The following is a 23,310-nucleotide window of genomic DNA, read 5'->3' as shown; positions in this document are numbered from 1 at the left end:
CAAACGGGGGAGGGCCCAGTATGGACACGATCCAAGAGATTTTCTTTCTGCCACCCATGGCGGTTGCTCGCCTGGGACCGGGCGAGACACCGCTGGAAAGCTATGAGTGGCAGCAGGACATGGATGCCCATGGCAACAACAAAACGGTCATCCGCTCGAACATAACCCTGCGCGAGATCGAAGATGGTAGTGTCACCGCCTATCTTCCCGATCCCGACACGATCCGCTTTCGCGACGAAGGCGGCGCGCTGCGTCCGGTTGCCCCGTTCTTTGAGCTGTGGGCGCGGATGCATGATGCCGAGACGGGCGAGGAATATGAGACACCGGTGACGCTCGATCTGCTCGACGATCAGGGCCTGTCGCTGCAAAACGTGCGCTATTCGGTCACCGTCGGGAACACCAAGGCCGAGCGCCGGACTGGCGACGCGGCTTGCGGGTTTCGTGCACGGGTCGAGATTGCGGGACAGGATTTCACCCCGAAACCCCTGCTGGCCTTCAGCCCGTATACGTCTGAGCAACAGCCGATGGTCTATGAGCATAACCCGATCCCGCTAGGCTCGATGCGTGTGATGCATCCTGTGCAGGGTCATGATGAACCGGTCGAAGGGAAGTTCATCGACCGCAGTATCCTGCGCCTGCGCTTTATGCCTCCGAAAGGCGAGGTTTATGGCCCGCCTGATGCTGCATACGGTCCGGCGACGCTGGCCGTACCGGGCTATCAGAACGACCCGCCGAAATCGGAATATGGTCGCATCCACGAAATCGTGCCCGAACAGAACCGCATCCTGAACCCCGACACCCCTTGGTCGAAATGGATCATGATGTCCGGCACCTCGGACGACCCTGAGCCGCATGATAGTTACGACGGTGCCCGTGTGGGCAATGACCAATCCTGGGGAGTGGCCGATGACACCAGCGATGGCGTGATCGAGGCGACGCTGGCTGTACGTGGCGAACGCCTGACCGCGCGCGCCACGATCATGACCGGACCACCCGATTTTGCACCTGATGCGCGGCCGTTCTACAGCCTTGAGGATGATCTGGCCGATCGTGATCTGTCGCTAATCTCGGTAACTGAAGAAAACTACACCCAGGCCAAAGACGAGGTGGTCGATATCTTCCGCCGCGCCTTCGAGACCAACAGCCTGATCAACCTCGACGATATCCGCGCGCAAGGTTTGAAGGACAATGCCAAATTACAGGCGAAAACCGGGATTTCCCCGACGCCGGGCCTGCCGTCAACCGATGCGAAATCCATGACGGAGGAGGATGCAAGGCCGCCGGACAAGATCGACGAACTGATCCGCCCGCAACCGATCTCAGTCTTTTCGAACTCCGTGCCGAATGATCGGCTGCCCTATACAGTGGCGACGAAGTTCGTGCATGAGCAGTTGATTGACGAGGCCAACCTGCTGGATTTCCTGCGCCGTCGCCCGGATTTCGTTAAAACGCTGCTGCGTCCACCATATGGTGTCCTGACCGAGCTTGAGACAAACCCAAACCCTGATCAAAATCCGAACCCGGATTTTCGCGATCCTCGGATTATCCGCGACTCGATGCACGACGCGCGGATGCCGCCTTATATGCGCGATTCCAACTATTACCCGCTGTCGCTGTCGCGCAGGCAGTACCATCTGGTGATCTCGTTCATCGACTATCTGGTTGCACAGGAAACGGAGGCTCAGAATGTCTGATCAGCCCGGCCAAATCCGCGTTAAACCCCGCAACCTGACCGCCCGCGCGGCCTATAAGGTACCGGGCAACCCCGACAACACGCGACTGGACGGATCGGTGGGGAATTGCTTTCCCGGTCTGGAAATGGATGTACGCAACCTGGACCGCCGCTTTTTCCCCGGTCTGGTGTTCAACGCCGCGCGGGTGCCGCTGAACCCCGTGCCCGAGGCGCCGAAGAATTCACAGGGCTTCCATCTGGTCTTTGTCGATTATTTCTACGACCCGATGCTGCCCGACAACAGCCCCGAAGAATGGGTGCAGACCTTGCTGGAGGCTTACAGTGGCGTCGTGGGCGCGAAGCTTAGCCAGGGGCGCTGGTTCCTGTCATGGGTCGAGCAGAGCGGTAAGCGCATCACTTTCAAGGAGGAAGACGGCACACCCTATGACGGGCTGATGATTTGGCGGTTCATCCGCAGTCTGGAACATGGTGATGACAAACCGGTCAGCATTGCGCTGGAACGGCGCAATCATGAAGGCATCGTGGATACCGAGCAGGTTGTCCTGCACGGTTTTCGCCGCCAGTACCGGACCGAGGCGGGTGTCTTCAGCGAAGCCTATGATCCCGGAGAATTGACGCAAAGCCTGTGCAATCCGTGGTCCCATGACTTCCGCGACTGCGGCTGCCACTACTGGCCTTCGAACCACCCCGACGTAGTGATGGCTGAGGTGGCGCATGACGATCAGTTACCCTCGGGTCAGTCAACGAACCCGATCGAGGCCGAGACCTATCTGGATTGGCTGCGCTCGGACAAGTCTCCGTCCGGTAACGTCGCGGCGCTGAATACGGTCGAACAAAACCGCCCCTACCAGATTGACCATTATCAGGTAAATCAGATGTGGAGCGAATTGCCTATCGTCGTTGAAGGCCGCGAAACGGGCGAGGTTTATAAAGTTGATCCCGAAATGCCAGGCGTGGAGCCCTATGACACGCCGCAGGCGATGATCGAGGACCTCAAGACGCGTCTGGCCGCGATGGAGATGACGCTGAGCGTGCAATATCTCTATGCCTATTTTTCGTTGGCGGATCCCGAAACGGCGGATACCCGAAAATGGCCGACGCTGAAAGACGATCTGATATTTGCCCGGCGTTCGGTGCTGGAGGTCGCGATTGGCGAGATGACCCATATGCGCTGGGCGAACCAACTGCTGTGGGAGCTTGAGCCCGAGGGGTATGAACCCATCTTGACCCCGTCCGAAACCTTGCCGGCGGGCAAGGGTAAGACGCAGCCGCGCGCACTGAGGCCACTAACGGCCGAAGCGCTTGCGGATTTCATCGAGATCGAGCGCCCCGGAGGCTTTATTGACCGCGCTTATGCACAATGTGTGGCGACTTTGGAGCAGGAGGATTTGTTCCCGGAACGCCGCCTTTATGCGCTGGCGGTACGGATCGACACCGACGGGGACGAGCACTTCCTGCGCTTCAGTCAAATGAAGGACGTTTTGGCCAAATACGATACGGGAGAAGGCACGCCTGCCTATTTGCGTCAGATTGAGGTTGGCACTGAAGAGGAGGCCAGGACGGCGCTGGAACTCTACGCTAAGGTCAAGGATGGGTTAGCCAACGCCTATGCGCTTGAAGCGGATGGCAAATTTGAAGACTCCCAGGCCTACATCCAGCAGGTGCGCGATGACATGAAGCTGTTCCGCGTCGAGGGCGAAGCGCTGGCCGCCAAGGGGATTGGCATCCCGTTCTGGACGGAGGGTAAGGCGTGATCCCACCCGCCGCGCAGGTGCATTTCTTTGACACAGGGCATGGAGATCACATGCTGGCCGTTGATGGATCGCGCGTGTTTGATGTGCCTGAGGGGACGGCGGACCAATTCGCAACGATGGACAAGAGAAGTCAAAGCGCTTTCCTCAGGTCCATGGGATTGGATGGAACACCTTTCATCGATGACACGCCGCCTCAGAGTATGCCCGTGAGGTCGCTGTCACTGGCAGTGGCGCAGAAATGCAATCTGGCTTGCACTTATTGCTATGCTGCAGGGGGAGAATTTGGCGGACCCGCGCGGAATATGGAATGGGAAGTCGCCAAGGCTTCGGTTGATCGGCTGGTGGCCGAAGCCGAACCCGGTGTGCGGATCAACCTTGCCTATTTGGGTGGAGAACCTCTGATCAACCGCGATCTGGTGCAACGCACTACGGAATATGCCGTCGATCAGGCGCAGGCCAACGGGTTGAGCGTCGGGTTCTCGATCACAACCAACGGGACCCTGCTACGCCCCGAGGATGCGGCGTTTTTCGAAGCGCATGGATTTGCTGTCACCATCAGTCTGGATGGCGTGGGCGAGGTCCATGACAAGCTGCGCCCAAATCGTGGCGGTCGGGGTAGTTTTGATACGATCCTGAAGCGGGTCGAGCCTTTGCTGGCAGCTCAACACCGTATGCAGGTTGGTGCCCGGGTAACGGTTACGCCGCAGAATATGAACCTGCCAGCGACGCTGGATCGGTTTGTGGGAATGGGATTTCATTCGATTGGATTCTCGCCCATGCTGGCCTCGCCCAACGGTCAGTATGAACTGAACCGGAGTGATTTGGACGAGATGCTATCGCAGATGATCCGTTGCGGCGAAGTTTTCGAGGCGGCGGTAATCGAAGGGCGGCGCTACCCTTTCTCGAACATGGCAGCGGCGATGCAGGAGATCCACCGAGGCACCCACCGGCCCTATGCCTGCGGGGCAGGGGGCGGGTATTTCGGCGTGTCTGCTGATGGCGGCCTGTTCGCCTGCCATCGCTTTGTTGAAGACGAAGCCGGAGCCATGGGCGATGTCTATGATGGCCCTGATCTTCGGCGAGAAAATTGGTTGACGAACCGTCACGTGCACACCCAGTCCCCGTGCGGCACTTGCTGGGCGCGGTATCTGTGCGGCGGCGGCTGTCATCACGAGGTCATCCATCGCGGACGCCCCGCTTGCGACTACATTCGAGGTTGGTTGCACTATTGCCTTCAAGCCTATGTCCGCTTGTCCGAAGCACGTCCGGATTATTTTGGCGTGTCCGCTCAGGTGGCCTCTGCCTGAACGGATGGAGATTGAGACCGAAATCTGCGTGATCGGAGGCGGCCCGGCAGGTAGTTCTGCCGCGCTGAGGTTGGCTCAGCTAGGTCGGCGTGTCTGCCTGATCGAGCGGCAAACGTTCCCGCGCCAGCATGTCGGCGAGTCATTGCCGCCATCTATCTGGCCGATCCTGAACCTGTTGGGGGTCGACGAAACCGTTTCCCAAACCGGTTTTCTGCGTGCAAGCGGATCGCTTTTGCATTGGGCCGGAGCATTCGAACGTCGCGGCGTCGACGGTGATCACCCCGGACTTTTGGTTGACCGGGGCCAGTTTGATGCGGTGCTGTTACGTGCAGCACAAGCGGCAGGGGCGCAGGTCGTCCAACCTGCGCGCGCATACCGCCCGGTGCGCCAGCAGTCTGGTTGGGAGATTCCCGTTCGGACCGACACGGGCGCCTTTCGGATCCAGGCACAAATCCTGCTGGACGCAGCGGGACGGCAAGCCGGGCTGGGCCGCAGGTTTCTCCCTGCATCCCAACCTTTGTTGGCGCTTTATGCTTATTGGCACGTGCCGCCGGGCTTTGGCCCGCAAGCCCGGGTCGAGGCGGGACAAGGACATTGGTATTGGGGCGCGTTGTTACCGGGAGGAGTGGTCAACGCAATGGTTTTTGTCGATCCCGACGCCTGCATTGGGCTGCCACCCGCAGATCGACGCGATCTCTATCTGAATCTTCTGGCCCGTTCGACACTACTAGCGCCCTGTCTGGAACAGCGCCGTATCGGGCCTGTGCGGCGGGCGGATGCGACCAGCCAGGCCGAGACAACACCACCAACGCGCGACCTTCTGCGGGTCGGAGAGGCCAGCTTCGCGGTCGACGCGTTGTCGTCGCAGGGGGTGCAATTGGCGATGGGGCAGGCGGTGCAGGCCGCAGCTGTGGTGAACACGCTTCTGACAACCCCCGAACATAGTGATCTGGCCTTGTCTTTTTATGCGGATCGGCAATTCGAGCGTGTGCAGACCCATGCAGCGCTTGCAGCCGATTTCTATGCACGGCAGCATGCTGTCGATCCTTCGCACTTCTGGGCTGAGCGCGCAAAGCCGTTGGATTGGGTAAAGTCCCCAGCGTTCGATCCAAACAGGGAGGCGTTGCGTGATGATCAGCCCCTGATCCTGTCACCTCAGGCCAAGCTCATCACTTCCGGCGTGCAAACCACTTCGCATATCGAACCCGGCCTTGTCATAGGGCACCCGAATCTTCCAAGGCCAGTTGCAAATCTGGAGGGCGCAATGCTGGGACCGTTGTTAGAGCGGCTGGGCGCCCCGACAACCACTTTGAACATCATCAAGAGCTGGTCAGAGGTTTTGGCCACACACACGGCGTCGCGCATTCTGCGCTGGCTTTGGTATCATCGCATCGTGATCCCCGCCGCTGATCAGGCTTAATCGAGGTTTCCTCGGCGCGTTGAATGGCCTAAAGTCCGCCGCAACGCCAATCGCCAAGAAACAAGAGGTCGCATGTCGCGTTTTGATGGGTATTTCCTGCGGCAATTGCTGGTGCTGTTTGGCTTTTTCACCCTTGTGCTTGTCGGGGTGTTTTGGATCACGCGTTCGGTCAGCCTTTTTGATCGGGTCATCAGCGGCGGCCAATCGGCGATGGTGTTCCTGGAGTTCACGGCGTTGACCTTGCCGACGCTGATCCGGACGGTCATGCCCATGGCGGTGTTTGCGGCCGCTGTTTACGCCACCAACCGTTTGAGCCGCGAAAGCGAGATGACGGTGATGCTGGCAACAGGCTCCAGCCCGTGGCGACTGGCGCGCGCGGTCTTGGTGTTCGGGCTCAGTGCGGGACTGATGATGGCTGTCATCAGCGTCTTTTTGCGACCTGCATCGGTTGATCAACTGGAATTAAGACAGGATGAAGTTGCCGGAGATGTCACCGCACAGCTGTTGAATGAGGGCGAATTCTTGCATCCAGCAGAAGGTGTAACCGTCTATATCGGCGATATCGATTTGGACGGAACGCTGCGCGAAGTCTTCGTCTCGGACCGTCGCGATGGGATTAACCCTGTCAGTTATTCCAGTGCTACGGCCTATCTGGTCAATCAGGCTTCGGGCATTCATCTGGTTATGCTGGATGGGATTGCGCTGCGGTATGATCAGGCTGGTAACACGCTGTCATCCACGTTGTTCGAAGACGCCTCTTACGACATTTCCGAACTGACCCAGAATTCGAGTATGGGCCATCGCAGCCTTGAAGCCATCCCGACGGTCGAGTTGATCTGGGATCGCGAAGCGGTCTCAGTGAAAGATGATCACAGCATCGGCCATCTGGTGGATGAGCTGCACCAGAGGTTCTCGTGGATTGCGATATGTATTGCGGTCGCATTGGTCGGATATTCGACCCTGATGCTGGGTAGCTTTTCGCGCTTTGGGCTTTGGCCTCAGATCCTGGGTGCCTTTACCATTCTGGTCCTGCTTGAGGGGGTTCGGGGATTCGTATCCCCGTTCGTCATCAATGATCCCAGACTTTGGGGCTTGCTGTATCTTCCCGCCGTTATGGGCGTGCTTGTGTCGGTTCTGTTTTTACTGGCCGCGGGGCGACCCTTGCTGCGAAAAAGGGTTCGAAACGGAGCACCAAAGCCGTCACCGGTCTGAAGTCAGCGGCGAAGTTCCTCCAGGCACTGCAGGATGTTTTCAACTTCTTGACTGTCCGAACGGACCACCAAATACAGCGGTAGCATTAAGTCGCGCGCATCTTTCTCGCGCAACAGCTCGCCCGAGTTCAGATGCTGAGTGATGACATAGTCCGGGAAATACCCATACCCGCCACGCTGTAGGAGATAGCGTAAAGCCATCAAGCAATTACCCAGAAAGATAGTTTGCCCTGTCGCGAGACGCGCTGTGGAACGGACATGATCCCGGTAGGTCTCGCCCAGTTCTATGTTGACAAATACCCGTTCAGCGTCGGTGTTCGCATCCTTCCTGCTTTGAACCAAAGACAGCCGTTCGGGCGCAAGTTCGTGGAATACCACGCGCCGGTCCGCAGGTTTTTCATGGGTCAGCGCGGCGTCAAGTACGTGGGTAGCAACGGCGTCGACCATATCCAAATCATGGTCGTAATTCAGGGTTAAAAGCAATTGTCCAAACCGTTGTTCAAAGCGAACAGCAAGGTCCACCAGTAACGGATCCCACACGCTCAACTGGGCACCCAGACGCAGTGCCAACCGATTTTGAATCTGTTCAGGCAGGTCGTTGGCTGCGAACGACCACAGCGACAGCATCTGTTCAGCATAGGGTTTGAATTGGCGACCGTACTCGGTCAATACCGTTCCGCCTGCCCCGCGCGAAAACAGCGGTTTGCCTGTTGCGTCTTCCAGGGCCCTGATCCGGGCGCTGACTGCGGTTTGGGTTACATTCAACTTACGGGCCGCTGAGTGAAACCCACCGGTTTCGGCTACGCTTAAAAATGTTTCCAGAGATTTGGTTTGCATATTGAAAGTATTTTTTGATCGTATTGATAAAATCAATTCATTTTTTTGCCTATATCTGCCGCTTTAAAGTGATTTGACGAACGTAGCCAAAGGATTCGCGCGATGCTGGACAAGAGCCACAAACCCACCTGGACCAGTTTTGAAGAGGCGACCAAGGCCGACTGGGATGCGGTCATGGAGTATGAAGACAGCTACAACGCTGCTTTGCCGGATCGCATACTGGACGCCATTCGTTCACTGGACGAAGAATGGACGCCGTATCCGGTGAATCGCTATCAGCACAGCCTGCAGGCCGCGACACGAGCGTATGAGGACGGCGCTGATGAAGAGTTGGTTGTGGCTGCCCTGATCCATGACACCGGCGATATCTTGTCGCCTTATAATCACGGGGAACTGTCCGCCGCGATGATGAAGCCCTATGTCAGTGAGAAGACACACTGGATTCTCAAGCACCACTGCGTGTTTCAGGGCTACTACTACAATCATCATCTAGGTGGTGATCGGAATGCCCGCGACAAATATCGCGACAGTCCGTATTGGGAGGACTGCCGCTATTTTTGTCATGAATATGATCAGAAGGCGTTCGACCCGGATTATCCGACCAAACCGCTGGAGTTCTTCGAGCCCATGCTACGCCGCGTTCTGAACAAAGGCGAAGGGCACATGGAACTGAATGAGACCGCCGAGGCTTAACAGGCGGCCATCAGGCGATAGACGATCTGGGCGGCGGTAAAATCCCAGGCGGCATTGCCGTTCGGGGCCAGTTCGACGACGTCGAAACCCACACATTTTCGGCCCTTCAGGGCGTGTTCCACCAGGCGCAGTGCTTGATAATATCCCAGCCCGCCTGGGACGGGTGTTCCAGTGGCGGGCATGATTGCCGGGTCCAGCCCATCAACGTCAAAGCTGACGTACACCAGTTCGGGAAAATCCTTTGGCAGATCAACCGAGTGGATGTTGCCGGTAACCAGTTCTTCGGCGTCCACATGAAACACGTGGTTTCTCAGGCGGCTTTGGGCTTCTTCGGTCGAAAAGGCGCGAACGCCGAATTGCGCCAGACGGATACCATCTTCGGCAAGAAGATGCATGACTGAGGCGTGAGAGTGTTTCTCGCCCTGATAAGCGTTGCGCAGATCAGCATGGGCGTCGATTTGCACGATACCAATCGGTTGGTTTAGAGCGCGGGCAACACCCAACACTGCGCCGTAGCTAAGTGAATGCTCTCCACCTAGCGTCACCGGGATTTTGCCGGCGCGAACGGCCGCTTCCGTGCGTTGGGCTAGGCGTTCCATTATCTCTGACAACGCTGCATCGCAGTCAACGGGTTCTTCGGTGAAGATCCCCTCGACGCAGGGCTCGGCGTGGCCAGTGATGCGTTCCAGTTCATTACTGGCTTCGATAATTGCGTCCGGGCCTTTGGCGGTGCCCGCCCCGTAAGATACAGTACGTTCCAGCGGCACCGGGATCACACGGAACCGCGCGTCCTCAGTGCGCTCGGATGCGGACAGTTCACTGTCGAGGAAAATACTCATGAGAGGCGGCCTTTAAAGTCGTCATAGCCGAACTGTTTGATGATTTTCAGTTCGTCCGTTTCGCTGTTCCACAGCGCTATAGTCGGCAGCGGAACTCCGTTGAAGGTGTTGGTTTTGACCATCGAATAATGCGCCTGATCGAGGAAGGCAAAGCGCTGGCCGATTTCCAGTGGTTTGTCCCATGTGTAGTCACCAATCACGTCGCCCGCCAGACAGGACGGGCCGCCAAGGCGATAGGTATGGCCTGCCTCGGCCTCATCCATGAGGGCGGGGCGATAGGGGGCTTCTATGACGTCCGGCATATGGCAGGTAGCCGAGATATCGGTGATCGCAAGGGTCATACCGTTGGTCGGCAAGTCGAGGATTTCGCCAACCAGAATGCCCGCATCCAGGGCCACCGCCTCACCGGGTTCCAGATAGACGTCGATACCGTGTGTCTCACGGATGGATTTGATGAAGGCGACCAGCCCGTCGCGGTCATAGTCATCACGGGTGATATGATGCCCGCCGCCGAAGTTCAGCCATTTGAGTTGGCCAAGGTACGGTTTGAGTTTTGGCTCAACCGCGTCCCAAGTCCGCTGCAACGGCTCGAACCCCTGTTCGCAGAGCGTGTGCATGTGCAGACCGTCCACGCCACTCATAGTCTCGGCGGTCAATTGGCTGACAGGCGTGCCCAGACGCGAGCAGGGCGCGCAAGGGTCGTATTTTGGGATTTCGCCTTCGGAATGTTCCGGATTGATGCGCAGACCGACCTGTACGCCGGCGGCTTGGGCTTTTGCCAGAAAGCGGTCCTTTTGCGCGGGTGAGTTGAAGATGATGTGGTCAGACAATGACAGGATTTCGTCTATGTCCGCGTCTTTATATCCGGCGCAGAAGGTTGCGACCTCGCCGCCATATTCCTCGCGCCCCAGCCGCGCCTCATAGATGCCGGACGCGCAGGTGCCGCCAAGGTGTCGGCGCACCAGTGGGGCCAGCGAGAACATGGAAAACGCCTTGAGCGCGCTCAGGACATGTGCGCCGGAGCAGGTGCCTATCTCGGAGAGGATGGTCAGGTTGCGCTCAAGGGCTTTCTCATCGACCACGAAGCAAGGGGTGGGCACGCGGTTGAAGTCGAAATTGCGGAAAGCTCCGGCATCTCCGGCTTGGGTGGTCATCATGTCGGACAATTCGGGTGTCTCCGGATTGTGGAGAGGCCGGGGGGCGCTGCCCCCCGGACCCCCCGAGATATTTATAGCCAGATGAAGCTGATGCGGATCAGAAATCGACGGGGCCGTCGAGTTCGTGGACCTGCCACGGCAGGCCGTGGGTGTTCAGCATGTCCATGAAGTCGTCCGGGTCGAGCTGTTCCATGTTCCACACGCCCGGCTGGGTCCAGTTGCCCTTTAGCACCTGCGCCGCACCGATCATGGCGGGGACGCCGGTGGTGTAGCTGACGGCTTGGCTGCCGACCTCACGGTAGCATTCCTCGTGATCGCAGATGTTGTAGATATAATAGGTCTTTTCGCCCGAGCCGTCCTTGGCCTGACCTGTGGCGATGTCACCGATGCAGGCTTTGCCCTTGGTCTCCGCGCCCAGATCGCCGGGATCGGGCAGCAGGGTTTTCAGGAACTGAATCGGGATGATTTCCTTGCCGTCATGCATCACCGGGTCAATGCGAGTCATACCGACGTTTTCCAGCACCTTGGCGTGGGTGATGTAGGCGTCACCGAAGGTCATCCAGAAGCGGGCGCGCTCAATCTCGGGGAAATGGGTGCTGAGCGACTCCAGTTCCTCGTGATACATCAGGTACATGTTCTTGGGGCCGATGGCGGGGAAGTCGAACTCGACCTTGTGGGTCATCGCCGGGCTGTGCTGCCATGCGCCGTTTTCCCAATGGCGCACCTCGGCCAGCACTTCGCGCAGGTTGATTTCCGGGTTGAAGTTGGTGGCGAATTCTTGATCGTTGCTGCCGCCATTCGCGTCCAGCACATCGATCTGACGGATCGTATCCAACTTGTGCTTCTTCAGCCATTTGGCGAAGACGGATGTAACACCCGGATCGAAGCCCGAGCCGAGGATGGCAGTCAAACCAGCCTCTTTGAACCGCTCTTGATAGGCCCATTGCCAGTGGTATTCGAACTTGGCCTCGTCCTCGGGCTCATAGTTCGCGGTGTCGAGATAGTGGATGCCGGCCTCAAGACACGCGTCCATCAGAACCAGATCCTGATACGGCAGGGCCAGGTTTACGAGGATTTCTGCACCCGTTTCTTTGATCAGTTTGACTGTATCTTCAACCTTGTAGGCGTCCAACTCGGCAGTCGCGATGTCCACACCGACGCGGTCCTTAACGGCCGCTGCGATGGCGTCGCATTTCGATTTCGTACGGCTGGCCAGCGTGATCTCGGTAAAGATGTCCGAATTCATCGCCATTTTGTGCACGGCTGCGTGGGACACGCCGCCCGCGCCGACAACCAGTGTTTTGCCCATGGGATAGTCTCCTCTCAAGGGGTTATTCGTAATAGGTGTAGCCGTTGATCGAGTCGCGATAGGCGCTCATCAGGGTTTTTCGGTCCTTGGCTTGCAGAGTACCGGTCGAAATCGCCTCGTCCACCATTTTGCGGAACGCGGCGACACAGTCTTGCGGGTCGAATTCCACATAAGACAAGACTTGAGAAATTGTGTCGCCCTCTTGTTCATGCAGCAAGTCGAAGCCACCGTCGGTGCGCAGGTCGATGGTGACAACATTGGTGTCGCCGAACAGATTGTGTAGGTCGCCAAGTGTTTCCTGATAGGCGCCAACGAAGAAGACGCCCATGAAATACTCGCCTTCTTCGGGCAGCGAATGCACCGGCAGGCTGGGGGACACGCCGTCGGCCAAAATGAACCGGTCAATCTTACCGTCGCTGTCGCAGGTAATGTCGGACAGGACCGCGCGGCGGTCTGGTGTTTCATTCAAGCTTTGCAGCGGCACGATCGGGTGTAATTGGTCGATGGCCCAGACATCGGGGAGGGATTGGAACAGCGAGAAGTTGCAATGGTAGATGTCTGCGACCTTCTCAAGCTGGTCATCCACTTCCGTGTCCAGATCATCACTTGCCGCCAAGGCCTTGAGACGGGCCATAAGGGACAGGTAGATGCGCTCGGCCCGGGCCATCTGGCGCAGGTCGACATACCCGCGTCTAAAAAGCGCGCGCAATTCATTGCGATAGAAGGTTGCGTCGTTCCAGCATTCCTGCAGACGATCTTTGCTGAGATAGCCGTGTACTGCGGCGAGGTCCGAAACCATGTGGTGGTCATCGGGCTCGGCCATTGGTCCGTTCGGGGCGTCGTAGAGTGTGCTTTCCAACACGTTGAAGACCAGCATGGACGACGTCGCAACAACCGCACGGCCGCTTTCGGTGATCAGTGTGGGGTGGTCGATTTCAGCCTCGTCCATGGCGTAAGCCACGGTTTCGACTACGTTGGCGCAATATTCCTCGACCGTGTAGTTGATCGAGTTTTCCGCGGCCTTTTTTTCGCCCGTGTAATCCACCCCCATGCCGCCGCCGAGATCCAGATAGCTGAGTGGTACACCTTCACGCGAGAGTTCGGTGTAATACCGGCATGCCTCGCCAACAGCGCGGCGCACATCGTTAACGTCTTGCACCTGTGAACCCAGATGCGAATGTTGCAGCTTGAGGCAGTGCAGCAATCCCGCCGCTTTCAGCTTGTCCACGGTGGCAACAAGCTGGTCGGTGTTCATTCCAAAGGCGGAACGGTCGCCGGAACTTTCTTCCCATTTGCCGCTGATCTGATTGGTCAATTTGACCCGAACGCCTATTAGGGGCTCGATCCCCAGTTGGTTATAGACCTCGATGACGGTATTGGCCTCTTTTGGGCTTTCCAGCACTATGACGGTGTTGAACCCGATCTTGCGAGACAGGATCGCCAATTGGATGAATTCAGCATCCTTGACGCCATTGCAGACGATCAGCGCTTCGGGGGCCAGGCGATGGGCCAGGGCCACCACCAGTTCAGGTTTTGATCCTGCTTCAAGGCCATAATTGTATTTTTTGCCGAACTCGACGATCCGGTCGACCACCTGCGCCTGTTGGTTCACCTTGATCGGAAAAACACCGCGATAGTGGCCCTTATAGTTTACGCGCGCGATTGCCTCGGCAAAGCTCTCGTTCAGGTGCGCGATTTCATGCTCTAGATAAGACGCAACACGCAAGACCATCGGGGCTTTGATCCCCCGGTCGTCCAGATCGCTGAGGATGCCCGGCAGGCTGATTGCCTCGGCCTCGGGGGCCATCGGATTGCGCAGAGCTATCTCGCCCCTTTCTGTCACCTCAATGAGGCCATGGCCCCATTTCTCAACCCCGTAGATGGAATGCGGTGCGTCGGGCGTCTGTTTCAATCAGATCAGTCCTTAACTTGGGTGTGCTGGTTTAGCGCCTGCCAATACGGCAGCGGTTTGATTCGTCCAAGTGTAAACTGTGAGAGGGTTCGCCGCCGAAATCTAGCCGTATGCACGGATCGGGATCAGGTGGTTGTCCCACTGGCAATCCGACCGCGCGGTGATTTCGGCGCCGGTGGTCGTCAGAGTGCCAAATGCACCGGTTCCGGTGGTAAACGCCAACCCAGCCTTGCCGGCGCCTAAACCGCAAACATCTTCGAACACTAAAGCTTCGATGAATGTTCCGCTATTTACGTCGAAGCGGTGCAATGCATCGCCTCGCGGACAGGTGATCGCAACCGATTGGCCATCGGTGGAAAAGGCAATGCTGCCAGCGTACCCTTGCAACTCTCTTTGCTGCGTTTCGGGCGCTGACAAAAGGCGAGGCTTTTCGCCCCTTTGGTGAAGCCCCAGAAGGGCAGGGTACTTGGTCTGGCTGCCTTGCCATTGCATTGCAAAACCCACTAGACCATCGTCACGCACCGCAAGATGGCGGATCGAGTTTTTGTGCAGCGCGCGGGGTAGCTCTACTTGCTCCAATATCGAACCCGAAATGTCGAGATAGCTCAGGTTGGGCTGCATCGTTGGCAGATTTAGCTTGGTCCGACCGCTGTCGGGGTGTGTCTCGATGCCGCCATTGGCGATGACCAGTATGTCGCCACCGGGCAGCAAGCGCATGTCGTGGGGGCCTATCCCACCTGACGAGAACTCTCCCAGCCGTGCGAAGCTGATCGCGTCCCAGACGCCAACCACACCTTCTGCGGCCTCATAGTCGTTTTCGGTTGTGAAAAACTGTGTTCCATCAGCCGAGAATGCACCATGCCCGTAGAAGTGGCGGCCATTGGGTGCCTCCAGCCGCTTTAGGACAGAACCATCTGTACAATCAATTACAATTGCAAAGGTCCCGGGGCGGCGGGCAAAGGCGACCGCTTGGGCTTTGAACGGATGGGCCGCGGCGGCGTGCCCGCGCGCGGGTAGCGGTATAGCGAACAAAACTGCGCCCGAGTTATCCAGGCCGGACAGGCGGTAGCTACCATCTGGGAATAAGGCAGCGGCCAGATAGCTGGGCGCGCCGACGGACGCCCAGCCCGGCACCGAAGCAAGACTGGCGGCACCAAGGCCTGCAAGAAATTCGCGGCGGTTCGTCAATGGTCAATCCCCATCCAGTGAGTTGAATCCGGCGCTGATGCCGAGCGTCGGGCCAAGCTCGGTCGCGGCGATCTCGCGAATGTCGTTGATCGATTGCTGCAGCGCTTCGATGCGGACGCGACCTTGCGGTGTCGCAACACCGGCGAGGGCGGGGTCGTCCAGTGATTGAGCCCGGTCGATGGCCCGCGCGAAACCGGCATCCAGATCTGCAGCAATCTCGGGGTGGTCAAAGGACAGACGGGCGGCCAAGTCACGCAGGGCGATCAGAGACAGCGTGACATGATGCAACGACCGCTTGGACCGCCGCGCTTCAGCACGGTTCGGGCGCGGACGCTCGAACGTTCCTAAAGGGCGTCCAATGCGTGTGTCGGCTGTGAACTCTAGCCCCGTTGTAAGCGCCTTGAACAGCTCCTGCATCGCCTCATCGCCCGAGCGATAGGGGCTGTTGTCCCCCGGCTGCGTCAGTCGTGGTGCGTAGCTTTGCCAGTCCGCGTTGATCGCGACGGCATTTCGGTTGATATCAGTGGTGATGGCGCGGATAAGCGCGCAACGATAGTCGGCGCTTCCTTGTTCTGTCATCGCTGGATCAAAGAGCATTCGTTCCAATGCAAAAAAGCCGCGCCCGGCGATTGAGGTTTCGGCAAAGGCATCGGGGTCGTCGACGGCAGTGTCTTCACTGGCGATGTGTCGGGACAGGGTTTTGGGTGTGAATCCTTTGGTATCTGGCCAGAAAGCCAGTGCAAAAGCGCGATCGTCAGCCTCGGACGGCCCAAAACGTAAATGGCTGGCCGAAACCCAGCTATTGAATGCCGTGGCGTAATCAGCGCGCAGGTCGTCTGACTCCGGTTCGCAATCTGTTTGGGCTGTGGTCGACAAAGCACCGGTTGCGTCAGCCAGCTCTGCAAAGCGCGGTAGAATATGCGTTTCGGTCACATCCATCAAAATCGGAGCACGATCCTGAGCAAAGGCGCCCAAGGGCACTAGCAGGGCGGCGGCGAAAGTAAGGCTACGCATGGGTCAGAGGCTCCCAAGAAAGCGGATCAGAGCGTCGCGGTCGGCTTTTGGCATTGAAACTACCGTGTCACGGGCGGCCTGCGCCTCGCCACCGTGCCAAAGGATGGCTTCAAGCAGGGATCGCGCGCGACCATCGTGCAGGAATTGGGTGTGGCCCGAGACGCGCTGTGTCAGGCCGATGCCCCACAAAGGCGGCGTGCGCCATTCGCGGCCCGTTGCGCGGGCCTCGGGGCGGTTGTCGGCCAGACCCTCGCCCATGTCGTGCAACAGCAGGTCGGTATAGGGCCAGATAAGCTGGAAGCTCTGTTCGGGCCTATCGGGCATCCTGTGGGTGACATAAGCAGGCGTGTGGCAGGATGCGCAGCCCGAGGCAAGAAACACTTCTTTCCCGCGCAGCACTTCAGGGTCATCGGTGTCTCGGCGCGCCGGAACACCGAGATTGCGGCTGTAGAAGGCGACGAGGTCCATGCCAATTGCGTCAATCTCGAATCCCCGCGCATCATTGTCTCCGTGCGGTGCATCAATGCAGTTGGCCTGCAATTCGGTGCAATCGCCGTACGGCGCGGGGTAAAGCGGACTTGATATGCCGATATCACCTGCGAAGGCCGCCGCCGATTGCTCCATCACCGTGGGCATCCCGGCCTTGTGACCAAAGCGGCCCATCATTGGTTCGCCAAATTCCGTCGACCATACGATGTTCGGACGGCCCGAGATACCATCGCCGTCTTCGTCATCAGGATCGGCTTTGGCCAGCAAGTCCTCAACCGGAATTGATTCCAGCAACCCCAGTCCGATCATCTGCGGCGCAACTCGAGGGCTAAGCATCGCGTCCGGGTGCAGCGGGCCATAGCCTAAATCGGCGGCCTTATAGCTGGGGCGGCGGAGCGAGGCCGTTTCGCCATCGGACAGCGCGACGGGGACTTCCTCATACGTGATGTCCAGCCGATATTCTGCGGGATGGCCTGCCAGAGCGAAATCCTGCAGTTGAGTGCCATAACTCGGATCAGGCAGGGTGGCGATAAAGTCTTCGATCTCGGCAGGCGCGCCCTCTGGCTTGCCGGGAACCGAAACTCTCAGGAACATCGAGACGGCATTGTCATCCGGGCCGTTAGGCGTATGACCGCGCCCGTCCTTGATGTGACAGCGCTGACACGAGCGGGCGTTGTATAGCGGACCCAAACCGTCCGAAGCCAGAGTGGACGACGGAGACGAGACCCAGATCTTTTTGAACAACCCGTTGCCGACTTTGAAGTCCAGCTCCTGTTCGAAGCTTAAATTGGCGGAGGGCTGAGAAAACGCGTCCGCATCAGTGCGCGCCCGCACGGTCGCAGCACCAGCGGACAGTTCTTCGAACCGTTGCGGCACACTGAAGTCGTCCGGCGTTGCTGTGACAGCGTCGATCCGGGCGCGTTCTTCGGCAGTTCTTGGAAGGAAATTTAGATGAGAGTCCCGCAGCTCGGTGGCTTGGGAAGAGGTGGCCGTGAGTGCGGCCACCGATGCAAGGGCAAGCTTACTCGCCTTCGTCCATCTTGGATGCGTTAAGTTGCGCATAATTGGCTTCGCCAATCCTTTCATAAAGGTCGAGCTGCGTTTCGAGGAAGTCGATATGTCCTTCTTCGTCGCTGATTAATTCTTCGAACAGGCCCATGGACACATAGTCGCCGGCCTCGCGGCAGTATTCCCGCGCTTCGACATAAAGCGCCCGCGCGTCTTGTTCGGCGGCTAGATCGCATTCCAGTGTTTCTTTCGGGGTCTGCCCGATGCGGAGTGGGTCAAGTTTCTGCAGGTTGGGGTGGCCCTCCAGAAAGATGATCCGCTCGATCAGCTTGTCTGCATGGCCCATTTCCTCGATGGATTCCTCACGGCTTTTCTTGGCCATATGGCCAAGCCCCCAATCCTCTTGCAGGCGGTAATGTAGCCAGTACTGGCTGACCGCCGTCAGTTCATGCCGCAGTGATTTGTTGAGGTATTCTATGACCTTGGGATCGCCCTTCATGTGCTTTCTCCTGTGATACTTCGGATCGTAACGACCGAAGCTGCATGGGGACTTTAAGATTATCGTCTGCGCGCATTGTGTCTAGGAAAAGCGGCATACATCCGCCGCAATCCGCTGACTTGCCAAGGGCATGATAGATCTTGCCGGGAGTGATGATGGTCTGTGGGTCTGCCGCGCGCATCCAATCGATCGCCGCTCGGATATCGTGGTCAGAGATGTTGGTGCAATGGCAAACGATCATGGCGACTCAGTCGGTATATGCTATTTCCGAGTGAAATAGTTGGTTATTGAGGGCGCGTCCAGTGCTAAGACGCCACACTCGATGTTGAGAAAGGCCGAGAGCACTAAAAATGCGCCCGGCCATGATGCCTATTGGAATACCACGTCAGGGTTATCCAAGCTGTCCGAGCCTTCGAAATCGATCTGGTCAAGCTCCAGCACGGTCACGATGCGTTCGATGGTCTTGGTCTGATCGACCAGTCCATTGACGCCACCCATAATCAGCGCTTCGCCACCTTCATTGCCGCGTTCCAGCATCTGGTCATACGCAAAACCCGCTTCGGCGGTTGATTTGATACGGCCTAGCGCCAGCATGGTGTTGGCCAGCTTGGCTTTCATCTCTGTATCAAGCGTCGGATCGGCTGCGGTCACCAGATCCGATAGGGATGCACCCGAAACAGGCGTGCCATCGATGCGGGTGTAGCTGCCCAAATACACATTCTGGATGCCCAGGCCGTCATAGTAATGGCTGTTATGGGTGTTGTCCGAGAAGCAGTCCTGCTCTTCCTCGGGGTCGTTCAACATTAGGCCGAGGCGCATACGCTCACCCGCCTGCTCGCCGTAGGACAGCGAACCCATGCCGGTTAGGATCGCACTAACGCCAGCAGTTTCATTTGCGGCAAGAGCGGCACGTGCGTCACCATCTTCGGTCCACTGGGCAGTCATCCATTCCAGATCACTGATCAGCAGATCGGTTGCCGCTTTCAGATACTGGGCGCGGCGATCGCAGTTGCCACCTGTACAGCCGTCACCAACTAGATAATCGGTATAAGGACGACTTCCTGCGCCCGTGCCGTGGCCGTTCAGGTCCTGGCCCCACAGCAGGAATTCGATGGCGTGATAGCCGGTGGCGACGTTCGCCTCGATCCCGTCAGCCTCGTGCAGCGTATCCGACAGCAGGGCAGGGGTGATTTCGCTTGCGTCGATGGTCTCGCCAGACAGATCAAAGCTGGGGTTGGCGATGACGTTCAGCGCCGCAAACTCGTTCTCATCGCTGGGGCCTCCGTAGGAGGAATCCACATAATCTATCATGCCCTCGTCCAGAGGCCATGCGTTCACCTTGCCTTCCCAATCGTCGACGATGGCGTTGCCAAAGCGATAAACCTCGGTCTGCTGATACGGCACGCGCGCGGCGATCCATGCGGCACGGGCTGTGTTCAGAGTGGCATCGGACGGGTCAGCAATGAGGGCGTTGACGGCAGCTTGCAGTTTCTTTGCTGCAATCAGACTGTCGTCATATTTGGCTTCGGCGATATTGGAATATGTGGTCAGAACATCGGCTTTGGACGGGGCCTCGGCGACAGCTGTACTTGCGATACACAAGGTCAGGGCACTGGCCGCGTTGAACAATCTGGTCATGTGGAACACTTTTCTTTCTTAGCGGGATTCGGACCCCGGCAGACGCAGCGGGGCTGGATGCGGCAATTTCTTAGAGAAATAGTCAGTAATGTCAACCTGAGTTTTATTGTCAGGTATTATTCCCATTTCTGACTAACCATATCTGGGGAGCCCGAGGCACCCGGCGAACATTGCGCTGAGGCGCAATTGTATTAAAATGCCCTACGGTTTGTTTGGTTAATGGTGAACAGAATGAAACGCGCGGCCGTTGTTCTTGCGCTAATACCAGCCGCGCTGATGGCGCAGGCAGAGACCGCCATCGAAGCGCATACTCATGGCGCGGGTCATATGGCAATTTCATTTGTTGAAACCGGATTTAGCCTGACGCTTGAAGTGCCAGGCGTAGATATTGTTGGGTTCGAGCACACTGCCGAGAACGAAGATGAGAGGGCGGATGTTGCCGTCGCAATCTCGGACCTTTCTAAACCGCTTGAGATCTTTGAGGTGCCGCCTGAAGCGGGGTGTGTGACTGCAACGGCCAATGTCGCGCTTGTTGGTGATGTCTTCGTTCAGGATGAGGGGCAAGTCAGCGATAATGCCGCGCATCACACCGAATTTCAGGCCGACTATCTAGTGCAGTGTCAGGAGCCGTCGTTAGTGACTTCAATCCAGTTCACCTATTTCGAACGGTTTGCGCGCGCCGAGCGCTTGTTTGTTGAGCTGACATCATCCTCGGCCACACAGAACCTTACGGTGGAACGCCAAACGCCACATTTGAAGGTGCCAAACTGAACCGGCGTGTGCCCGCAGTAGCAAAGCTTGACGGTCAACCAGACTGATCCCGGACCAATGCGGCCTGCAACGCGCGGTAGGAGTCCTTTGGCCTTCTTTCCAGCGTCTCGAAATCTACATCGACCAGCCCGAACCGTTTTTCATATCCCAGCGCCCACTCGTAATTGTCAAGAAGGGACCAGATGAAATATCCCTTGATCGGAACGCCGTGGTCCAGGGCATTACACACTTCGGCAAGATGCTGGTTCAAGTAGTCAATTCTGTCAGCGTCGTTTTGACGTTCTGCGCTCGCCATGCCATTTTCGGTCACGTAGATAGGCAGGTCCCCAGTATACTCTTGCGCGGTCCGGATCAGGAAACGGGACAGGGCTGCCGGATCAATTTCCCACCCCATTTGCGTTTTTGGCAAGGGGCCAGGGACGTCGGTGAAGGAAGGCCAAGACGTATCTGCGCGCGTTATCAACTTGCGCGTATAGTAATTGAGCCCACACCAATCGACAGGTGCAGCTATCGTGTCGAAATCATCCTGCCACTTGTCCGGCAGATGCGGCTCCAATCCTTCCAGAACATTTTGAGGGTAGGATTTCTTGAAAGCGCCGCCCAGGAAAAAGCGGTTGTAAATCCCGTCGTAAAGCGCCGCCGCAGTCTGTGCCTCATCGCTGTCGTCAGCAGGTTCCGCCCATTCAAGGTTGAACACTGCGCCAAGGTTCGACATGCCCAATCCGCGCATAGTTTCGATTGCGCGGCCATGGGCCAGCAATACATGATGCATCGCGCGCGCGGTTGCCCGGATGTCGCGCAAGCCGGGGGCATGTTGGCCTTCGAAATGGCTCAGCCAGCTTACACACCAAGGCTCGTTGACAGGTGCGACGCTGAACACCCGATCGCCTATGCGGCCCATGATGATCTCGGTGAAGTCTGCAAACCAATTCGCGATATCCCGGTTTCGCCAACCGCCCAGATCGGCGAGTGGTGACGGGAGTTCCCAGTGATACAGCGTTGCGCAGGGTTTGATGCCGCGTTCAATCAGCGCATCGGTCAGGCGATCATAGAAATCCAAGCCTTGCTGATTGATCGGTCCGCGCCCTTCGGGCAGCACGCGCGCCCAACTGGTTGAAAACCGGTAACAGTCGAAGCCTGCGCTCCGGATCAGATCCAGATCCTGTTCGAACCGGTTATAGTGATCGCAGGCCAAATCTCCGTTTTCCGCATTGGCGACGTTACCTGGAGTTGCAGCGAAACTGTCCCAATGGGTCTTGCCTGCGCCCCCATTGGCGTGTCCCTCGATCTGATAGGCCGACGTCGCCACGCCAAACTGAAAATCTGGCGGGAAATCTGCGCGTTTGTACTTCATATCACATCCTTTGTGGGGCTGGCCCCGTCGAGCTGCCGACGACAAGTTCAGCCTCCAGCAAGCGCGTTTTGGGTGGGTCATCCGGAGCGTTGATCCGCTCGATCAGCATTTCGGCAGCCACCTCGCCCGCGTGTCTGACCGACGAGCGCGTTGCGGTGAAAATTGGAACATCCATACCATTGCGCATGTAAGACAACTCATCATCATGAGCGATCACCGAGATATCGCGCCCCATTTTCAGGTCGCGTTCTTCAAGTGCGCGCCGGATTCCAACCGCAGAGATAATCGAAGAGGCCAAAATTGCTGTTGGCGGGTCGTCGAGCTTCAGCATGTCGCAGGCTGTCTGATGCCCATAAATCTCGGTCATCTCGGCGCTGCGCAGCAGGTGTGGATCAGGCGAGATCCCGGTTTCTTTGAGCGCCGCCAGATAGCCGTTCCTCCGCCGACGCGCGAAATCCATTTCCTCGAGCCCGTTGATCAAGGCGATGCGCCGATGGCCCAGATCGATCAAAAACCGAGTAGCGCGTTCGAATGAACGCTGATTGTTCACATCGATCCAATCATATGGCTCTTTGGCGTAGGTCGACCGGCCATGAACAATGAAGGGTACGCCGAGGCGCGATAACACAGAGATGCGCGGCTCTCGTACCTTGGGGCCTTGCAGGACCACGCCGTCTACGACACCCCGATTGAACAGGCTGCGATAGGATTCTTCAATTGATGTGTCCGGCGCGTGCGTGAACATCATGTCATAATTGTTCGCCGCATAGGTTTTGGCTGCGCCTGCCACAAAATCTCCGAAAATCGGATTGACCATTTCGTGCCGGGACGAGGTGGGAATCACATGGCCGATGACCATAGACCGCCCTGTCGCCAGCCCCTTGGCGCGGCTGTTGGGGCGGTAACCATGCTTGTTCGCAGCAGCCTGAACCCGGATGCGCGTCCCTTCGCTGACCTCCGGGTAACCGTTCAGCGCGCGGCTGACGGTTGTTTGTGAAAGGCCGAGGATCTCAGAGAGTTGCTTTAGGTTCATTTTACTCAAAGCGCCTTCAAATTGATGCCCATTTGTTTTGTTGTGAAAACCTGGCTCAGTCAACATGTTTCGAGAGAATGTCTTAGAATGGCAGTTTTTTAGGTGTTAGTAGGCGAGATATTGACAGGGTCTGAATGTTAGCGGATAAAGTACGGCATCCAAAGCGCTTTGAAAACGAATCTCG

General features: G+C 57.7%; 20 protein-coding genes. 7 read left to right on the top strand and 13 right to left on the bottom strand.

Features of this window, described 5'->3' with window-relative positions:
* Positions 1-20 precede the first annotated feature (20 nt).
* The 5 genes from ACR0NM_RS13220 to lptF all read left to right on the top strand — a co-directional run bounded on the left by ACR0NM_RS13220 (position 21) and on the right by lptF (position 7,386).
* Positions 21-1,694: a hypothetical protein gene (locus ACR0NM_RS13220; RefSeq protein ID WP_480615113.1), complete on the top strand. Its 1,674-nt coding sequence runs from the start codon at positions 21-23 to the stop codon at positions 1,692-1,694.
* Positions 1,687-3,447, top strand: a complete 1,761-nt coding sequence (locus ACR0NM_RS13215; RefSeq protein WP_480615111.1) for a ferritin-like domain-containing protein — start codon at positions 1,687-1,689, stop codon at positions 3,445-3,447. The genes ACR0NM_RS13220 and ACR0NM_RS13215 overlap by 8 nt, the downstream gene beginning before the upstream one ends.
* Positions 3,444-4,754: a radical SAM protein gene (locus ACR0NM_RS13210; RefSeq protein WP_480615109.1), complete on the top strand. Its 1,311-nt coding sequence runs from the start codon at positions 3,444-3,446 to the stop codon at positions 4,752-4,754. Before ACR0NM_RS13215 ends, ACR0NM_RS13210 begins: the two co-directional genes overlap by 4 nt.
* A 4-nt stretch (positions 4,755-4,758) precedes the next feature.
* Positions 4,759-6,174: a flavin-dependent monooxygenase QhpG gene (qhpG, locus tag ACR0NM_RS13205; protein WP_170392576.1), complete on the top strand. Its 1,416-nt coding sequence runs from the start codon at positions 4,759-4,761 to the stop codon at positions 6,172-6,174.
* Between the two features lie 72 nt (positions 6,175-6,246).
* A complete protein-coding gene (gene lptF, locus ACR0NM_RS13200; RefSeq protein WP_170392575.1) occupies positions 6,247-7,386 on the top strand; it encodes an LPS export ABC transporter permease LptF in 1,140 nt (379 codons plus the stop codon).
* A 2-nt stretch (positions 7,387-7,388) separates the two neighbouring features.
* On the opposite strand, the gene ACR0NM_RS13195 is transcribed toward lptF, so the two are convergent.
* Positions 7,389-8,222 (bottom strand): LysR family transcriptional regulator, encoded by an 834-nt coding sequence (locus ACR0NM_RS13195; RefSeq protein ID WP_170402209.1) that lies wholly within the window; start codon positions 8,220-8,222, stop codon positions 7,389-7,391.
* Between the two features lie 102 nt (positions 8,223-8,324).
* Between ACR0NM_RS13195 and ACR0NM_RS13190 the strand changes: the two genes are divergently transcribed.
* On the top strand, positions 8,325-8,915 hold the full coding sequence (locus tag ACR0NM_RS13190; RefSeq protein ID WP_170564393.1) for an HD domain-containing protein: 591 nt from the start codon (positions 8,325-8,327) through the stop codon (positions 8,913-8,915).
* Here the strand turns inward: ACR0NM_RS13190 and speB are convergent.
* The 10 genes from speB to ACR0NM_RS13140 all read right to left on the bottom strand — a co-directional run bounded on the left by speB (position 8,912) and on the right by ACR0NM_RS13140 (position 19,968).
* Positions 8,912-9,754, bottom strand: coding sequence for an agmatinase (gene speB, locus ACR0NM_RS13185; RefSeq protein ID WP_480615107.1), 843 nt, complete (start codon positions 9,752-9,754; stop codon positions 8,912-8,914). The genes ACR0NM_RS13190 and speB overlap by 4 nt on opposite strands.
* Positions 9,751-10,920: a carboxynorspermidine decarboxylase gene (nspC, locus tag ACR0NM_RS13180; protein WP_480615105.1), complete on the bottom strand. Its 1,170-nt coding sequence runs from the start codon at positions 10,918-10,920 to the stop codon at positions 9,751-9,753. The genes speB and nspC overlap by 4 nt, the downstream gene beginning before the upstream one ends.
* 88 nt (positions 10,921-11,008) lie before the next feature.
* Positions 11,009-12,220 (bottom strand): saccharopine dehydrogenase family protein, encoded by a 1,212-nt coding sequence (locus ACR0NM_RS13175; protein WP_480615103.1) that lies wholly within the window; start codon positions 12,218-12,220, stop codon positions 11,009-11,011.
* A gap of 22 nt (positions 12,221-12,242) precedes the next feature.
* Positions 12,243-14,132 carry a biosynthetic arginine decarboxylase gene (speA, locus tag ACR0NM_RS13170; protein ID WP_480615101.1) on the bottom strand — a complete coding sequence of 630 codons (1,890 nt, stop codon included), beginning with the start codon at positions 14,130-14,132 and terminating at the stop codon, positions 12,243-12,245.
* A gap of 102 nt (positions 14,133-14,234) precedes the next feature.
* The gene (locus tag ACR0NM_RS13165) at positions 14,235-15,320 is read right to left on the bottom strand and encodes a DUF1513 domain-containing protein (protein ID WP_480615099.1); all 1,086 of its coding nucleotides are present in this window, start codon (positions 15,318-15,320) and stop codon (positions 14,235-14,237) included.
* Between the two features lie 3 nt (positions 15,321-15,323).
* Entirely contained in the window at positions 15,324-16,334 is a 1,011-nt protein-coding gene (locus ACR0NM_RS13160; protein ID WP_480615097.1) for an imelysin family protein, read from the bottom strand.
* Positions 16,335-16,337: 3 nt separating this feature from the next.
* On the bottom strand, positions 16,338-17,885 hold the full coding sequence (locus tag ACR0NM_RS13155) for a di-heme oxidoreductase family protein (protein ID WP_480615095.1): 1,548 nt from the start codon (positions 17,883-17,885) through the stop codon (positions 16,338-16,340).
* A complete protein-coding gene (gene bfr / locus ACR0NM_RS13150) occupies positions 17,845-18,330 on the bottom strand; it encodes a bacterioferritin (RefSeq protein ID WP_170392566.1) in 486 nt (161 codons plus the stop codon). The genes ACR0NM_RS13155 and bfr overlap by 41 nt, the downstream gene beginning before the upstream one ends.
* Positions 18,278-18,571, bottom strand: coding sequence for a (2Fe-2S)-binding protein (locus ACR0NM_RS13145; protein WP_170420427.1), 294 nt, complete (start codon positions 18,569-18,571; stop codon positions 18,278-18,280). Before ACR0NM_RS13145 ends, bfr begins: the two co-directional genes overlap by 53 nt.
* A 128-nt stretch (positions 18,572-18,699) precedes the next feature.
* Positions 18,700-19,968, bottom strand: coding sequence for an imelysin family protein (locus ACR0NM_RS13140; RefSeq protein ID WP_480615093.1), 1,269 nt, complete (start codon positions 19,966-19,968; stop codon positions 18,700-18,702).
* Between the two features lie 231 nt (positions 19,969-20,199).
* Here ACR0NM_RS13140 and ACR0NM_RS13135 point away from each other — a divergent pair, with 231 nt between their 5' ends.
* On the top strand, positions 20,200-20,739 hold the full coding sequence (locus ACR0NM_RS13135) for a ZrgA family zinc uptake protein (protein WP_170513516.1): 540 nt from the start codon (positions 20,200-20,202) through the stop codon (positions 20,737-20,739).
* 34 nt (positions 20,740-20,773) lie between these two features.
* On the opposite strand, the gene ACR0NM_RS13130 is transcribed toward ACR0NM_RS13135, so the two are convergent.
* Together ACR0NM_RS13130 and ACR0NM_RS13125 are read right to left on the bottom strand one after the other, a co-directional pair.
* Positions 20,774-22,093 carry a GH1 family beta-glucosidase gene (locus ACR0NM_RS13130; protein WP_480615091.1) on the bottom strand — a complete coding sequence of 440 codons (1,320 nt, stop codon included), beginning with the start codon at positions 22,091-22,093 and terminating at the stop codon, positions 20,774-20,776.
* Between the two features lies 1 nt (position 22,094).
* Positions 22,095-23,126: a substrate-binding domain-containing protein gene (locus ACR0NM_RS13125; protein WP_170420435.1), complete on the bottom strand. Its 1,032-nt coding sequence runs from the start codon at positions 23,124-23,126 to the stop codon at positions 22,095-22,097.
* Positions 23,127-23,310: the final 184 nt, after the last annotated feature.

Source organism: Ruegeria sp. AF2, from assembly GCF_056542025.1.
The sequence above is the reverse complement of the archived record's forward strand: the minus strand, read 5'-3'. Positions and strand labels throughout refer to the sequence as shown.

Excerpts from the sequence above, each read along its gene's own strand:
- ACR0NM_RS13220 (WP_480615113.1), top strand. The coding sequence starts at position 21 with ATGGACACGATCCAAGAGATTTTCTTTCTGCCACCCATGGCGGTTGCT.
- ACR0NM_RS13215 (WP_480615111.1), top strand. The coding sequence starts at position 1,687 with ATGTCTGATCAGCCCGGCCAAATCCGCGTTAAACCCCGCAACCTGACC.
- qhpG (WP_170392576.1), top strand. The coding sequence starts at position 4,759 with ATGGAGATTGAGACCGAAATCTGCGTGATCGGAGGCGGCCCGGCAGGT.
- lptF (WP_170392575.1), top strand. The coding sequence starts at position 6,247 with ATGTCGCGTTTTGATGGGTATTTCCTGCGGCAATTGCTGGTGCTGTTT.
- ACR0NM_RS13195 (WP_170402209.1), bottom strand. The coding sequence starts at position 8,222 with ATGCAAACCAAATCTCTGGAAACATTTTTAAGCGTAGCCGAAACCGGT.
- ACR0NM_RS13190 (WP_170564393.1), top strand. The coding sequence starts at position 8,325 with ATGCTGGACAAGAGCCACAAACCCACCTGGACCAGTTTTGAAGAGGCG.
- speB (WP_480615107.1), bottom strand. The coding sequence starts at position 9,754 with ATGAGTATTTTCCTCGACAGTGAACTGTCCGCATCCGAGCGCACTGAG.
- ACR0NM_RS13175 (WP_480615103.1), bottom strand. The coding sequence starts at position 12,220 with ATGGGCAAAACACTGGTTGTCGGCGCGGGCGGCGTGTCCCACGCAGCC.
- ACR0NM_RS13160 (WP_480615097.1), bottom strand. The coding sequence starts at position 16,334 with ATGCGTAGCCTTACTTTCGCCGCCGCCCTGCTAGTGCCCTTGGGCGCC.
- ACR0NM_RS13155 (WP_480615095.1), bottom strand. The coding sequence starts at position 17,885 with ATGCGCAACTTAACGCATCCAAGATGGACGAAGGCGAGTAAGCTTGCC.
- bfr (WP_170392566.1), bottom strand. The coding sequence starts at position 18,330 with ATGAAGGGCGATCCCAAGGTCATAGAATACCTCAACAAATCACTGCGG.
- ACR0NM_RS13145 (WP_170420427.1), bottom strand. The coding sequence starts at position 18,571 with ATGATCGTTTGCCATTGCACCAACATCTCTGACCACGATATCCGAGCG.
- ACR0NM_RS13140 (WP_480615093.1), bottom strand. The coding sequence starts at position 19,968 with ATGACCAGATTGTTCAACGCGGCCAGTGCCCTGACCTTGTGTATCGCA.
- ACR0NM_RS13135 (WP_170513516.1), top strand. The coding sequence starts at position 20,200 with ATGAAACGCGCGGCCGTTGTTCTTGCGCTAATACCAGCCGCGCTGATG.
- ACR0NM_RS13130 (WP_480615091.1), bottom strand. The coding sequence starts at position 22,093 with ATGAAGTACAAACGCGCAGATTTCCCGCCAGATTTTCAGTTTGGCGTG.
- ACR0NM_RS13125 (WP_170420435.1), bottom strand. The coding sequence starts at position 23,126 with ATGAACCTAAAGCAACTCTCTGAGATCCTCGGCCTTTCACAAACAACC.